This window comes from Amycolatopsis sp. NBC_01480 (genome assembly GCF_036227205.1).
Lineage (GTDB): Bacteria > Actinomycetota > Actinomycetes > Mycobacteriales > Pseudonocardiaceae > Amycolatopsis.
The window spans coordinates 2,275,390-2,289,612 of the sequence record NZ_CP109442.1; the positions used below are offsets into that span (position 1 = coordinate 2,275,390).

General features: G+C 71.8%; 14 protein-coding genes. 7 read left to right on the forward strand and 7 right to left on the reverse strand.

Annotated features, from left to right (window positions below; all coding sequences use genetic code 11):
• Positions 1 to 39 precede the first annotated feature (39 nt).
• Entirely contained in the window at positions 40 to 636 is a 597-nt protein-coding gene (locus OG371_RS10760) for a TetR/AcrR family transcriptional regulator (RefSeq protein WP_329072996.1), read from the reverse strand.
• A gap of 14 nt (positions 637 to 650) precedes the next feature.
• Positions 651 to 2,357, reverse strand: coding sequence for an SDR family oxidoreductase (locus OG371_RS10765; protein WP_329072997.1), 1,707 nt, complete (start codon positions 2,355 to 2,357; stop codon positions 651 to 653).
• Between the two features lie 193 nt (positions 2,358 to 2,550).
• On the opposite strand from OG371_RS10765, the gene OG371_RS10770 reads away from it, so the two are divergent.
• The 6 genes from OG371_RS10770 (at position 2,551) to OG371_RS10795 (ending at position 8,252) form a co-directional block, all read left to right on the forward strand.
• Positions 2,551 to 3,342: an FkbM family methyltransferase gene (locus OG371_RS10770; RefSeq protein ID WP_329072999.1), complete on the forward strand. Its 792-nt coding sequence runs from the start codon at positions 2,551 to 2,553 to the stop codon at positions 3,340 to 3,342.
• Positions 3,343 to 3,446: 104 nt separating this feature from the next.
• Entirely contained in the window at positions 3,447 to 4,286 is an 840-nt protein-coding gene (locus OG371_RS10775; protein WP_329068099.1) for an ABC transporter ATP-binding protein, read from the forward strand.
• On the forward strand, positions 4,283 to 5,098 hold the full coding sequence (locus OG371_RS10780) for an ABC transporter permease (RefSeq protein WP_329068100.1): 816 nt from the start codon (positions 4,283 to 4,285) through the stop codon (positions 5,096 to 5,098). The genes OG371_RS10775 and OG371_RS10780 overlap by 4 nt, the downstream gene beginning before the upstream one ends.
• Positions 5,095 to 6,258 carry a sensor histidine kinase gene (locus tag OG371_RS10785; RefSeq protein ID WP_329068102.1) on the forward strand — a complete coding sequence of 388 codons (1,164 nt, stop codon included), beginning with the start codon at positions 5,095 to 5,097 and terminating at the stop codon, positions 6,256 to 6,258. Before OG371_RS10780 ends, OG371_RS10785 begins: the two co-directional genes overlap by 4 nt.
• Entirely contained in the window at positions 6,255 to 6,878 is a 624-nt protein-coding gene (locus OG371_RS10790; protein WP_329068104.1) for a response regulator transcription factor, read from the forward strand. The genes OG371_RS10785 and OG371_RS10790 overlap by 4 nt, the downstream gene beginning before the upstream one ends.
• 27 nt (positions 6,879 to 6,905) lie before the next feature.
• The gene (locus OG371_RS10795; RefSeq protein ID WP_329068107.1) at positions 6,906 to 8,252 is read left to right on the forward strand and encodes a serine hydrolase domain-containing protein; all 1,347 of its coding nucleotides are present in this window, start codon (positions 6,906 to 6,908) and stop codon (positions 8,250 to 8,252) included.
• Here OG371_RS10795 and OG371_RS10800 read toward each other — a convergent pair.
• Positions 8,198 to 9,199 (reverse strand): hypothetical protein, encoded by a 1,002-nt coding sequence (locus tag OG371_RS10800; RefSeq protein WP_329068109.1) that lies wholly within the window; start codon positions 9,197 to 9,199, stop codon positions 8,198 to 8,200. The two genes, OG371_RS10795 and OG371_RS10800, sit on opposite strands and share 55 nt — an antisense overlap.
• 166 nt (positions 9,200 to 9,365) lie before the next feature.
• Between OG371_RS10800 and serC the strand changes: the two genes are divergently transcribed.
• A complete protein-coding gene (gene serC, locus OG371_RS10805; RefSeq protein WP_329068111.1) occupies positions 9,366 to 10,493 on the forward strand; it encodes a phosphoserine transaminase in 1,128 nt (375 codons plus the stop codon).
• A gap of 107 nt (positions 10,494 to 10,600) precedes the next feature.
• Here the strand turns inward: serC and OG371_RS10810 are convergent, their stop codons facing one another.
• Genes OG371_RS10810 through OG371_RS10825 form a run of 4 tightly spaced genes read right to left on the reverse strand, consistent with a single transcriptional unit; the run spans position 10,601 to position 14,140 of the window.
• Positions 10,601 to 11,815, reverse strand: coding sequence for an ABC transporter permease (locus OG371_RS10810; RefSeq protein ID WP_329068113.1), 1,215 nt, complete (start codon positions 11,813 to 11,815; stop codon positions 10,601 to 10,603).
• On the reverse strand, positions 11,812 to 12,507 hold the full coding sequence (locus tag OG371_RS10815) for an ABC transporter ATP-binding protein (protein ID WP_329068115.1): 696 nt from the start codon (positions 12,505 to 12,507) through the stop codon (positions 11,812 to 11,814). Before OG371_RS10815 ends, OG371_RS10810 begins: the two co-directional genes overlap by 4 nt.
• Positions 12,504 to 13,589 carry a peptidoglycan-binding protein gene (locus OG371_RS10820; RefSeq protein ID WP_329068118.1) on the reverse strand — a complete coding sequence of 362 codons (1,086 nt, stop codon included), beginning with the start codon at positions 13,587 to 13,589 and terminating at the stop codon, positions 12,504 to 12,506. Before OG371_RS10820 ends, OG371_RS10815 begins: the two co-directional genes overlap by 4 nt.
• Positions 13,586 to 14,140, reverse strand: coding sequence for a hypothetical protein (locus OG371_RS10825; protein ID WP_329068120.1), 555 nt, complete (start codon positions 14,138 to 14,140; stop codon positions 13,586 to 13,588). Before OG371_RS10825 ends, OG371_RS10820 begins: the two co-directional genes overlap by 4 nt.
• Positions 14,141 to 14,223: the final 83 nt, after the last annotated feature.

The following is a 14,223-nucleotide window of genomic DNA, read 5'->3' on the forward strand; positions in this document are numbered from 1 at the left end:
TTCATGCCCTCATGGTGGCCTTCAGGGCATCTCAGGCCTTCACGGCGTCAGGGCCACGGGCACGGTGGGGTCGTGGGCCGCGGTGGCCGAGAGCATCGCGGTGAGCTGGTCGACGAGCCAGCCGTCGAGCGATTCCCGGGGCACCGTGCGCTCCTGCAGCCAGCTCAGCAACGCGCCTTCGACGACCGCCGTCCAGCAGCGCAAGGTCAGCAGCAGCAAGGGCGACGGCTCGGTGACGGCGAGCGCGTCCAGGATCAGCTCCACCGCGCGGTTGCGGACCTCGTCGATCGCCGCGTCGGTCTCGGACGTCGCGATCACGGAACCGCTGCGCAGCAACGCGACGTAGCCCGCGCGGTAGTGGTCGGCGACGTCCACCAGCCCGCGCACCGCGGCGCGCAGCCGTTCCCGCGGCGGCCCCTCCTCCAGTCCGGCCAGGCCGTCGACGAGGCCGACGGTCACCGTCCGCAGCGCCTCGACCTGCAGCTCGCGCAGGCTGGAGAAGTACCGGTAGAACAACGGCCGCGACACCATGGCGCGCCCGATGATGTCGTCCACCGTCACCAGCTCCGGCGCGCGGCTGCCGAACAGGTCCAGCGCCGCCGCGATCAGCTCGTCGCGCCGGGCCTGCGGGGACATCCGGCGCGGCCGGCTCACGGGGTCAGGTCCAGCTTCGCCGCCGCGCGCAGCAAACCGGGCGTCAGCCGCGAAAGCACCAGCGCCGCCTTGGCTTCCGGAGTGGACGGCTGGATCGCGACGTCCTTCTCCACCGCGCGCAGGATGTCGCGCGCCACCTTCTCCGGCCCGAACCCGCGCCGTGCGTAAAGCTTCGTGGACGCCTTCTGCCGACGGCTTTCCTCCGCCGCGTCGACCCCGACGAACCGCGTGGTGTTGGTGATGTTCGTCTGCACCAGCCCCGGGCAGATCGCGGTGACCCCGATGCCATCGGCGGCCAGCTCGGCGCGCAGCCCGATGCTCAGGGTGAGCACCGCGGACTTCGTCGTGGCGTACGCGGTGAGGATCTTCGACGGCAGGTACGCCGCGGCCGAGGCGAGGTTGACGATCTGGCCGCCCTCCGCGCGCTCCTTCAGCATCGGCGCGAACGCGCGGCAGCCGTGGATCACGCCCCACAGGTTGACGTCGATCACCTTCTCCCAGTCGCGCAGCGAGGTGTCGAGGAACGGCCCGGACATGCCGATGCCCGCGTTGTTCACCACGATGTCCGGCACGCCGAACTCCGCGCGCACCTGCTCGGCGAACCGGGTGACGGCCTCGCCGTCCGAGGAGTCCACTGTGTACTCACCAGCGGTGACACCCTTGTCCCGCAGCAGCTTCGCCGTTTCCACGGCCGCGGCGGAGTTGATGTCGGTGACCACCACGTCCGCGCCCTCGTCGGCGAACGCCAGCGCGGTGGCACGGCCGATGCCACTGCCCGCCCCGGTGACCACCACCAGCTTGTGCGCGAACCGGCCGCGCTTCTCCCCGACGCGCGACCGCTTCAGCGCGCGGGATTCGTCGCCGCCCTCGGCGTACTCGATCAGCTCGGCCGCCGCGCCGGCGATCACGTCCGGCCGGCTGCGCGTGACCCAGTGCGAGCCGGTGATCCGCCGTACCCGCAGGTCCGGCGCCCAGCGTTCGACCTCGGTCTGCAACGGAGTGGTGACGTACGCGTCGCGGGTCGGGGCGAGCACCTGCACCGGGACTTCCGCGGGCCGCGGGACCGGGCGGGTCAGCCTGGTCATCATGTTGGCGCGGTAGAGCTTCAGCCCGTGGATGCCGTCGATGGTGGACGGCGGGGCCTCGGCCGGCTCGAGCCTGCCGATCATCGCCTTCATGAAACCGGTGCGCCACAACAGTTCCGGCACCACCGGAAGCTGGAAGAACAGGATGTAGCCGGAGTGCAGGAACTGGCGCGCGGCGTTGCCGAGCCGCTTCGGCGACGGCCGGCTCAGCTGCGCGCGGAACCACGCGCCGGCGTGGTCGAGGCTGGGACCGGAGATCGAGGTGAACGACGCGATGCGGCCGCGCAGCTCGTCGCCGGTGACCGCGTGCCAGGTCTGGATCGAGCCCCAGTCGTGCGCGAGCAGGTGCACCTTGCCGGTCGGCTGCACCGCGTCGACCACCGCGGCGAGGTCCGAGGCGAGCTGGTCGAGGCGGTACGCACTGCGGCTGCGCGGCTTGTCGGACTCACCCGCGCCGCGCACGTCGTAGACCACCACGCGGTGACGGCGGCCCAGCTCGGCGGCCACGCCGTCCCACATCGAGCCGTTGTCCGGATAGCCGTGCACGAGCACAACCGTGGGCCCGTCCGCGGCACCGGTCACGCGGACCGAGAGGCGGACACCGTCACTGGCGGTCACCTGCTTGTGAGACATCCTGTCATGTTAGACAACTTGTCAACAAGCTGGTTCACCTCAGTGGCGGTTCCGCTTCGCCGGATGTTCGTGCGTCACCGCCTTTTCGCTGTTCATGACGGTGTTTTCGCTGGTTCCACGGGAAACCATGACGCTGCTGGACCGTCGGCGCTGATCCTGGTAAGCCTTGTCCGTGACCATGGACACGATCGACTTGCACAGCGTCAATCCTTGGGAGCTTTCCTTTCTACGCCACGAGGTGGGTGGCTACTTCTCCCATGGCCTCGAACTCGCGCCGGGGGCGACCGTACTTGACGTCGGCGCCAACATCGGCGTCTTCTCGGCCGCCGTCTACGAACGGTTGGACGGCGATGTGCGGATCTACGCCTTCGAGCCGCTGCCGCCGCTGTATGAAACGCTCGACCGCAACGCTCGCGAGTTCTTCGACGGACGGCTGACCGCGTTGCCTTACGGACTGGCCGACCGTGACGAGGAGCTTGACTTCAGCTACTTTCCGGCCGCTACGATCTTCTCGTCGTCCTGGCGGGGTGAGGACACCGTCGAGGCCGAGCGGCAGCGGGTCACCGCCAGCATGGTCGAGGCGATCCGACAGGGCGGCCTGGGACCGGTCTTGCGCCGCGTGCCCGCTCCGGTCCTGCGCGGTCTGGTCAGTCGCAAGCTGCGGGTGTTGCGGAACCTCGAAACGCACCGGGTTCTGGTCAGGCCCCTGTCCGCGGTATTCGACGAGCGGGACATCGGTCACGTCGATCTGCTCAAGGTCGATGTCGAAGGTGCCGAGCTCGACGTGCTGCGGGGTATCGAGGACCGGCACTGGCCGTTGATCCGGCAGGTCGTCGTCGAGGTTGAAGGCTGGCGGCAGAACCGCGACGCAGTTCGCGAGATCCTTCTCGGGCGCGGCTTCGCCGTCGATGTGGAGCAGGATCCGGTACAGCTGGCCGCCGACATCGGCATGGTGTTCGCGGCCCGTTAGCGGCGGTGACCCGACGTTGACGCTCCTGTCCACCGTTCGGTGGACAGGCGGATTCCACTGGCCGGACGTCCCGCGAACCCGGTCCGTGACCGCAGGCTTGAGCCATGACCACAGCAGTGAGAGTGCGCGGACTGCGCAAGGAGTACCCGGGGCACCTCGCCGTCGCCGGGCTCGACCTGGACATCCACCAGGGCGAGGTGTTCGCGCTGCTCGGCCCGAACGGCGCGGGCAAGACGACCACCGTCGAGATCCTGGAGGGGCACCGGCAGCGCACGGCGGGCGAGGCCGACGTGCTCGGCGAGGACCCGGGCAAAGCCGGCCGCGCATGGCGTTCGCGCATCGGCATCGTGCTCCAGACGGCGACCGACGCCGCCAATCTGAGCGTGGCGGAAACCGTGCGGCACTTCGCGAAGTACTACCCGAACCCGCGAAACGTCGATGAGGTGATCGAGAAGGTCGGCCTCACCGAGAAGGCGGGGGCGCGGGTGAAGTCGCTTTCCGGCGGGCAGCGACGGCGGGTGGACGTCGCGCTCGGCATCATCGGCCGTCCCGAGCTGCTGTTCCTGGACGAGCCGACCACCGGCTTCGACCCCGAGGCGCGGCGCCAGTTCTGGGGGCTGATCAACGACCTCGCCGGTGAGGGCACCACCATCCTGCTCACCACGCACTACCTCGACGAGGTCGAGGCGCTGGCCGACCGGCTGGTGGTGATCGCGCGGGGCTCGATCGTCGCGCAGGGGTCCCCGGAAACGCTCGGGGGCCGCAGTCAAGCCGAGGCCACCGTGCGGTGGACCGACGAGCGCGGGGAGCACGTGGAGCGCACCGCGTTCCCGACCAAGGTCGTCAACGAGCTGTCCGGCGGGAGCAGGGAGCTCGCCGGACTGACCGTGACGCGGCCGAGCCTGGAGGACATCTACCTGGACCTGATCGGAGAGCAGCTGTGACCGCCACCCTCGCCCTGCCGGGCACGTTCACCCTCGGGCTCGCCCGGGGCGGCGCCGAGCTGCGCCAGTTCTTCCGCAACCGGGAGCAGGTGGTCTTCGCCTTCTCGCTGCCCGCCGTGCTGATGATCCTGCTCGGGTCCATTCTGGACGGTCCGACCGGGCAGGCCGGCGTCTCGTCCGGGCAGCTGCTCGCGGCCGGGATGATCGGCGCGGGCATCGTTTCGACGTCGTTCAACAGCGTCGGCATCGGCATCGCGGCCGACCGCGAAATGGGCGCGCTCAAACGGTTGCACGGCACGCCGATGCCGCCGGCCTCGTACTTCATCGGCAAGATGATCATGGTGGCCGTCACGAGCGTGGCGCAGACGGTGCTGATGGCGGCGGTCGCGATGCTGCTGTTCGGCCTGTCGCTGCCGACCGACCCGGTCAAGTGGCTGACGCTGGTGTGGGTGCTGCTGCTCGGGATCATCGCCTCGACACTGCTGGGCATCTCGATCAGCTCGCTCACCCGGACCGCGAACGGTACGGTGGCCGTGGTGCAGCTGGTGTACCTGGTGCTGCAGTTCATTTCCGGGGTGTTCGTCACGCCCATCACCCACCTGCCGAAGATCATGGTGGACATCGCGTCGTTCTTCCCGCTCAAATGGATCTGCCAGGGCTTCCGCTCGGTGTTCCTGCCGGCGGACGCCGCGACACAGGAGATGGCGGGGTCGTGGGAACTTCCGATGGTGGCGCTGGTGCTGGCGGCGTGGTGCGTGACCGGGCTGGTGCTGGCGAGGCTGACGTTCCGGTGGACGAACGAGAAGCCGTGACCGACGCCTGGCAGCGCTCGTTCTGGTTCTGGGAGGTGCTGTTCGCGGTCGCCTACGTGGCGACCGCGCTCCTGGTGCTGTTCGACGACGTGACCACCGCCCCGAAGGTGGTGGCGGAGACCGCGCTCGCGGTGCTCGCCCTCTCCTACCTGGTGGCCGGACGGCGGCTGGTGAAGCGCGAGGACAACAGCCTCCCGGCCCGGGTCTACACCGGGGTGCTGGTCGCCGCCGCCGGCACGGCGATCTTCGCGGACACCACTTCGAGCTTCGTGCTGTTCATGGTCTGCCCGCTGCTGTTCATGCTGCTGGACGTCCGCTCGGCTTCGGTGGTCACCACCGTGGTCATCGTGCTGGACCCGATCTCCGCCGTGGTGCGCGGCGGCTGGGGCAATCCGAGCCTGTCGATCCTGCTGCCGATGACCGCGATCCTGATCGTGTTCAGCGCGCTGGCCGGGAAGTTCACCACCGACATCATCAAGCAGAGCACCGAGCGGGCCGAGCTGATCCGGAAGCTGGAGGACAGTCAGGCCGAGGTTTCGCGGCTCTCCCGCGAGGCGGGCACCGCGGCGGAGCGGGAACGCCTCGCACGGGAAATCCACGACACGCTGGCGCAGGGGTTCACCAGCATCGTCACGCTGACCCAGGCGATGGAGTCCGAACTGGACACCGACCCGGACGCCGTGCGCCGCCACCTCGCACTCGCCGGGCGCACCGCGCGGGAGAACCTGGCCGAGGCGCGCGCCATGGTGGCCGCGCTGGCACCGTCCGAACTGTCCGCCGGCTCGCTGGCGGAAGCGGTGCAGCGTCAGGCTTCCCGGCTCTCGGACGAGACCGAGCTGACCGTCGAATGCGAAGTGGACAGTCCGATGCCGGTGCTCGCGACGGCCACCGAGGTGGTGTTGCTGCGAGCCACCCAGGAGGCGCTGACCAACGTCCGCAAGCACGCGAAGGCCACCACCGTGCTGATCCGGCTGTCCGCTGTGGACTGCGGCGTCCGCTTGCTCGTGCGCGACGACGGCGCGGGCTTCTCCCTCGCCAAGCCCACGGACGGCTTCGGCCTGCGCGGCATGCGCTCGCGCGTCGAGCAGGTGGGCGGGCGGCTGAACGTGCGCAGCGGCCTGGGCGACGGGACCGAGCTGGAGCTGGAGGTGCCCGCGTGATCACGATCATGCTGGTGGACGACCATCCCGTGGTGCGCGAGGGGCTGCGCGGCATGCTCGAGGCCGAGCCCGATCTCACCGTGGTCGGCGAGGCGGGCTCGGGCGCCGAGGCGGTGGCGCTGGACCGTGTGAAGCAGCCGGACGTGGTGCTGATGGACCTGCGCATGCCGGGTCTCGACGGCGTCGGCGCGATCCGCGAGATCCTCAAGGAAACCCCGGCGCGGCGGGTCGTCGTGCTCACCACGTACGAGACGGACGCCGACATCCTGCGCGCGGTCGAGGCCGGCGCGGCGGGCTACCTGCTGAAGGACGCGTCACGCGCCGAGCTGGCGGGCGCGATCCGGGCCGCGGCGCGCGGCGAAACCGTGCTGGCGCCGTCGGTGGCGGGGAAACTGGTCAACCGCGTGCGGAACCCGCCGCCCGCCTCCCCGCTGTCCGCCCGCGAGGTCGAGGTGCTGCGGCTGGTCGCGAAGGGGCGCACGAACGCCGAAATCGGCCGCGAGCTGCACATCGGCGAGGCGACCGTGAAGACGCATTTGCTGCGGGCGTTCGGGAAACTGGGCGTTTCGGACCGCACCGCGGCGGTCACCACGGCTTTGGACCGCCATCTGCTCGGCTGAGGAACGCGGCCAGGCAGAATGGCCGTCATGCTCGACGCCACCGAACTCGCCCTGTACCGCCGGCTCGCCCGCGAACAGGCGGTGTGCCGCGCCCCGTCGCTGGTCGCCGCCGTGGTGCGCGACGGACAGGTCGTCTGGTCGGGCGGCCGCGGCCGGGTCGGCGAGGCCCGCCCGGACGAGGACACCCAGTACCGGCTCGGCTCGATCACCAAGACCATGGTCGCCACCGCGGTCCTGCGGCTGCGCGACGAGGGCCGGCTGGACCTGACCGACCAGCTGGAGAAGCACGTCCCGGGCACGGCGTTCGGCGGGACGACGATCGCGCAGCTGCTCTCGCACACCTCGGGCCTGACCTCGGAGTCGCCGGGCCAGTGGTGGGAGCGCGCGCCGGGCGGCGACTGGGCCGCGCTGGTGGCGAGCCTCGACACCGGCGCGACGAAGCTGCGCCCGGGCTTCAAGTTCCACTACTCGAACGTCGGCTTCGGCGTGCTCGGCGAGCTGGTCGCGCGCCACCGCGGCCGGCCGTGGCTCGACGTGGTCACCGACGAGATCCTGACCCCGCTGGGCATGACGCGCACCACCCCGCACCCGCAGGCCCCGCACGCCGACGGCTTCGCCGTGCACCCGTTCGCGGACGTGCTGCACCCCGAGCCGGCGCCGGACGCGGGCGCGATGGCCCCGGCCGGCCAGCTGTGGTCCACGGTCACCGACCTCGGCCGCTGGACCGCGTTCCTCGGCGGCCACACCGGCGGCGTGCTGAGCGAGGACACCGTCGCCGAGATGCGCCTGATGAACACCGTCGACGACACCGAGGTGTGGACCACCGGCTTCGGCCTCGGCCTGATGGTGGTCCGCTACCAGGGCCGGCACCTGGCCGGCCACACCGGCTCGATGCCGGGATTCCTGGCCGCGACGCTGGTGGACGCGAACACCGGCACCGGCGCGCTGTGCATGGCGAACTCCACCGCGGGCGTCGGCATCGTCCAGCTGACCCTGGACCTGCTGACCATGGTGGAAGAGCTGGAGCCCGCGCTGCCCGACGAGTGGCTACCGTCCACTGTGGACCCGAAGCTGCTGGCCCTGACCGGCCTGTGGCACTGGGGCCCGACGCCGTACACCCTGCGCGTGCTGGCCGACGGGATGATCGCGCTCGAGCCGGTCAACGGGTCGGGCCGCGCGTCGCGGTTCCAGCCCACCGGCCCGGACACCTGGCTGGGCCTGGACGGGTACTACGCGGGCGAGACGCTGACCGTCGGCCGGACTGGCGACGGCGTGGCCAACCACCTGAACCTGGCCACGTTCATCTTCACCCGGACCCCCTACGACCCGTCGGCCCCGGTGCCCGGCGGCGTCGACGAGGCCGGCTGGCGCTGAGCGAAGCCCGCGCCCGCGAAGACGTCGCGGCCCGGCAGGCCGAGCCACACCGGGCCCGGCCGGGGCTCGCCGAAAACCCACACCCGGCCGTGCGCCAGCAGCTCGGCGGCGATCTCCGGCGGGCAGCCCACGATGTCCAGGCGCGCGGGACGGCCCGGCCCGAGCACCGCCCAGCCGCGGACCTCGGCAGCGGGCCAGACGTGGTCGTCGGCCAGCCGCACGTCGATCGGCGTCAGCGGCCCTTCGCCGGCGCCGCGGAGGCGGTAGCGCACGTCGGACACCCAGACGGCGGCGGCCACCGCCGCGACGAGCATCGGGATGAGCAGCACCCAGAGCCACGGGGCCCAGACGAGCGCGCCCACCGGCACGGCCACCAGCGCCGCCATCGCGAGGCCCGCCACGGACATCCGCAGCCGGTTGCGCCAGGCCAGCCCGGACAGTGAGTCCCACCAGCGGAGGAACCGGCTGACGGGCACGGCACCGGCCGGGTCCGTGGTGAGCAGGCCGGCGGTGGTGGCGGTGCCGAACTCGGCGGTGACCTCGCCGCCCTCGCTGCCGAGCCCCTTGCCGTGGAGCCAAAGCTTGCCGGTGCGCACGACGGCGAGGGCGAGCGGGCCGGGGCAGTCCGGCAGGGTCAGGTAACCGGGACGGCCGTCCGGCAGCGTGACGGTGACCCGGACCGGCCCGACCGTCGCCTGGCCGTTCCACTGACTGGTGTCCCCGTCGACCCGCGCGGTCACGGCGATCCCCCGCGGCGAGGCCGACGGGACGAGCGGCGCGCCGTTGGACGCCATTTCCTGGGGCCGCAAACGCTTACGCTCCATGGATTCCCCCGCCCGAGTCAGCCACCGGGGCAACCGGGGCACGAAAACCAGCGCCAGCGTCACCGCGAAGCCCAGCGGCAGCCCGATCGCGGCCGACGAGTCCCAGCCCCGGTGGAGGTGCACGGCGACGTTCAGGGCGAACAGCGCGAACCACCACCACCGCGGCCGGAAACGCCCGCTGTCCCGTTCGCCGGGATCGTGCCGGAAGCGCTCTGTGCTCAGAGTTCCACATGTCGGACACCGGCCCACCGCCGTTAGCAGGCGCGTCCCGACCTGAGAGACTGCCCACATGACCGACGCAGCGGAGTTGAGCATCCCCGACGACCTCAAGCCGGCCGACGGCCGCTTCGGCTGCGGACCCTCGAAGGTCCGCGCCGAGCAGCTCGCCAAGCTGGCCGAGTCCGGCTCCACCTACCTCGGCACGTCGCACCGCCAGAAGCCGGTGAAGTCACTGGTCGGCCGGGTGCGCGCGGGCCTGTCCGAGTTGTTCTCCCTGCCCGAGGGCTACGAAGTCATCCTGGGCAACGGCGGCACCACCGCGTTCTGGGACGCCGCGGCGTTCGGGCTGGTCCGCGAGCGCGCCCAGCACTTCACCTACGGCGAGTTCTCCTCGAAGTTCGCCACCGTGACCAACGGGGCGCCGTTCCTGGCCGACTCGATCGTCGTGAAGGCCGACGCGGGCAGCGCGCCCGAGATCGCCTACCAGTCCGGCGCCGACCTGGTCGGCTGGGCGCACAACGAGACCTCGACCGGCGTCGCGGTGCCGGTCCGCCGCCCCGAGAACAGCGAGGGCGCGCTGGTCGCGATCGACGCCACCTCCGGCGCCGGCGGCCTGCCGGTCAAGGCCGAGGACTTCGACGTCTACTACTTCGCCCCGCAGAAGTCGTTCGCCTCCGACGGCGGCCTGTGGATCGCGCTGGCCTCGCCCGCCGCGGTCGAGCGCATCGGCGAGATCGGCGGCGGCGACCGCTGGGTCCCGGAGTTCCTGTCGCTGACCACCGCGCTGGACAACTCGCGCAAGGACCAGACTTACAACACCCCCGCCGTGGCCACGCTGTTCCTGCTCGCCGAGCAGATCGAGTGGATGAACCGCGAGGGCGGCCTGGCCTGGACCACCGCGCGCACCAAGGAGTCCTCGACCCGGCTGTACGAGTGGGCCGAGAAGACCTCGTACACCACGCCGTTCGTCCAGGACCCGAGCCTGCGCTCGCAGGTGGTCGGCACCGTCGACTTCACCGACGAGGTGGACGCCGCCGCGGTGGCGAAGGCGTTGCGCGCCAACGGGATCGTCGACACCGAGCCGTACCGCAAGCTGGGCCGCAACCAGCTGCGCGTCGGCCTGTTCCCGGCGATCGACCCGGACGACATCACCAAGCTGACCCAGAGCATCGAGTACGTCGTCGAGCACCTGGGCTGAGCCCGCTCCCGGCCAACGCCGTCAAGGCCTCCTTACCTGCGTAGCACGCGGGTAAGGAGGCCTTGACGGACTTCAGGGCGCCCTTCCCCCCTGAAAGGGGCCCTTCCTCAGGCCAGCGCCTGAGTGGGCGGCAGCCGCGCCGCGCGGGCGGCCGGATAGGCCCCCGCGATCGCCCCGACCAGCGCGGCCACCGCGACCCCGCCGGCCAGCGCGAGCGGCGGCAGGATCGCCGGCCAGCCCTGGCTCAGCGCATACCCCGCGGTCACCAGCACCCCGACGAGCACCCCGACCAGCCCGCCGAGCCCGGACAGCAGCACCGATTCGGCGAGGAACTGCCCGCGCACCTGACGGCGGGTCGCGCCGAGTGCCCGGCGCAGGCCGATCTCGCGCCGCCGTTCCAGTACCGAGATCACCATCGTGTTCGCCACGCCGACGCCGCCGACCAGCAGCGCGACCCCGCCGAGCCCGAGGAACAACGCGCTGTAGCTGTTGTCGGTGATCTGTTGCGCCTCAAGCGCTTCCGACGGACGGCGGACGTTGACCTGGTCGGGCGAGGCCGGGTTGAGCGTCGCGCCGAGCACGCCCCGCACACTGTCCACTTGGGACTCGTCGGCGCGGGCGTACACGGTGCTGGCGTGGCCGTCGAAGCCCAGCAACGCCTTCGCCACGTCCCAGCCCACCAGCACCGACCGCTCCACCTCCGGCGCCAGCGGCATCGGGTCGAGGATGCCGACGACGGTGAACCAGTGCCCGCCGAGCCACACCTGCGGCGGCTTGGCCGGGTCGATGTGGTCGATCCCGAGGCGCGCGGCGGCCTCCGAGCCGAGCACCGTCACCGGGAACTTCTGGTTCGCCGCGTCCAGGAACGAGCCGGTGCGGACCTTCCCGCCGAGCACGCCGAGCAGGTCCGGCGTCGCCGCGAACACGGACAGCCCGGACGTCTCCTCGGCCGGGATGCGGTCGCTGCGCCGCACGGTCTGCGGGGTCAGCCCGAGCCCCGAAGCCGCAGTCACCGGGCCGATCCGCTTCGCCATCGCCACGGCCTCGTCCGGCAGCTTCGCCGGCTTGCCGAACAGCGTCTGGCCCGGGGCCGCGACCAGCAGGTTGGTGCCCAGCGCGGCCAGCCGGTCGTGCAGGGCCTGCGCGCTCGACGCCGGGATCGCCAGCACGGCGACCATCGCGGCGACGCCGATGGCGATGCCGAGCGCCGAGAGCACGGCGCGCACCGGGCGGGTCCGCATGCCGTGCGCGCCGAGCGTCAGCACGTCCCGCGGGCCGAGCCGAGCCGGGTCGGGCACCGGCGGCGGGGCGACGGTGATCATCGGACCACCAGCCCCGTGTCGTGGCCCGTGTCGAGCCGCAGCACACCGTCGAGCAGCTCGATCCGCCGGGGCAGCCCGGCCGCGATCTCGCGGTCGTGGGTGATCACGACGATCGTCGTGCCGTCCGCGCTCAGCTCCGCCAGCAGGCTGAGCACCGCCGCGCCGGTGCCGGTGTCGAGGTTCCCGGTCGGCTCGTCGGCGAGCAGGATCGACGGCCCGTTCACCACGGCCCGCGCGATCGCCACCCGCTGCCGCTCGCCGCCGGACAACTCGCCCGGCCGGTGCCACGCGCGGTGCCCGAGCCCGACCCGCTCCAGCGAGGCCAGCGCCCGGCGCCGCCGGTCCTTCCGCGGAACCCCGGCGTACAGCAGCCCGGTGCAGACGTTGTCGACCGCGCTGAGCCCGTCGTCGAGGAAGAACTGCTGGAACACGAACCCGATCCAGCGCGAGCGCAGGGCGGCCAGCTTCCGGTCGGGCAGGGTGGCGACGTCGTGGCCGCGCAGCTCGACCCGGCCCGCGGTCGGCCGGTCGAGCGTGCCCATCAGCTGCAGCAGCGTCGACTTCCCCGAGCCGGACGGGCCGACGATCGCCGCCAGCTCGCCCTCCTCGAGCGAAAGCGAGACGTCGCGCAGCGCGGCCACCCCGCCCGGGTAGGTGCGCGAAACCCCGTGCGCGGCGAGGACCGGGGTCACGAGGTCGTCACCACCCGCACACCGGGGGCGAGCCCGGCCCCGGAGACCTCCACCTTGCTGCCGCTGAACATCCCGGTCTTGACCGCGACCAGGTGCCGCTTCCCGTGGTCGTCGACCTCGACCGCGTAACCACCCTCGGCGAGCGCGAGCAACGCGCCGACCGGGACCGACAGGACGCCCTTGTGCACGTCCTTGGTGAACCGGACGGTCACCGGCGAGGAGTCGAGCGAGCCGGCCGCCTTCGGGTCGTCCAGGTTCACCGTGACGGTGATCGTCAACGTGCCGTTCGGCTGGCCCGAGGCGTCCTTGCCCTGCTCCGCGGTGTGCCCGACATCGGTGACCGTGCCGGTGGTCTCGGTGCCGTTGACGGTCAGGCCGACCTTGGCGCCGACCTGGGCCAGCGCCTGCTTGGCGGCGTCGAGCTTCACGGTCACCGACCGTCCGGTGCCGGTCGTCTTGAGCAGCTCGCCGGCGCCCGGCCCGCCGAGCTGGCCGGTGACCGAGGAGACGCGGATCTCGCCGGCCGCCAGCACGACGTCACCCTGCCCGAACGTGCCGGTCTGCTCGACGCCCAGCGACTTCTGCCACTTCTTCACCGCCGCCGCGGTGGCGGAGGTGAACTTCGTGTCCGGCGCGCCGAAGCCGCCGAAGCCCAGCGCCTGGAGGTTCTGCTCCAGCTCCTTGACGTCCGGGCCCTTGTCCACGCCGTCGGCCAGGTCGCGGTAGAACGGCAGGGTGCCGTAGAACAGCGGCACCGGCTTGGCGTCCACGCTGTAGACGGTCTTGCCCTGCGAGATAGTCGAGCCCGCCGCCGGCAGCGACGTGAGCGTGCCCGGTTTCCGGCCGGTGACCGAGGTTTCCGCGCCGTAGCCGAGCGTGCCGTCGACCTCCTCCGCGTCGCTCAGGTCGCTTTTGGTCACCTCGGCGGTCTCGACCTGCGGCGGCGCCGCGGCCGGACCGGAGGTGCCTTCGGCGACGCGCGTGAGGACCACGACCGAGGTCGTGCCCAGCACCACCACGGCCACGGCGACCGCGACGAACCAGCGGGCGCGACGGCGGCGTGGGCGGTCCGGTCCGGTCACTTCCCACCCGTCCCGGGTGCGGCGGGCGCGGCGGCGTCACCGAAGCCGCAGGCCTTCATCGCGGCCTCGGTCTTGGCCTGGTCCGAGCCGAGGTTGATCGTGCCGGCGTGGTTCGCGTCCGGGTCCGGCATGTCGATGCCGTGGTCACGCATGCACTGCGCCCGCTTGCGCGCCGCGTCCAGCTGCTGCGGGTCGAGCGGCTTCGGCTGGCCGCCGTTGGGCAGCAGCTTCTTGCAGGCGTCCTGCGCCTTGCTCATCTTGTCCGCGTCCGCGGCGCTGCCGGCGGGCAGTGCGATCGACATCCCGCCCGAGCCCGGTTTCGGGTCCGGCATGTCGATGCCGTTGTCCCGCATGCATTTCGCGAATTGCAACATCTGCTTTTCCTGCTCCGGGTCGGCTTTCTGCCCGCCGCCGCCCGCGTCCTTCGCCGCCGAAGTGCTCGGCGGGCCGGAAATCGACGCGACTTTGTCGTCCCCGCCGCCCCCGCCGCCACAGCCCGCCAGCAGCATCGCCGCCAGCCCCGCCACCACGACCACCTGTCGTTTCCGCATAGCTCCTCCTCCTGCCGGCCGGTCCCGGCTCCGGCCCGAAGTTCTACGGATCGGGCGATTCCGGCGGGCTAAGCGAATCCGCT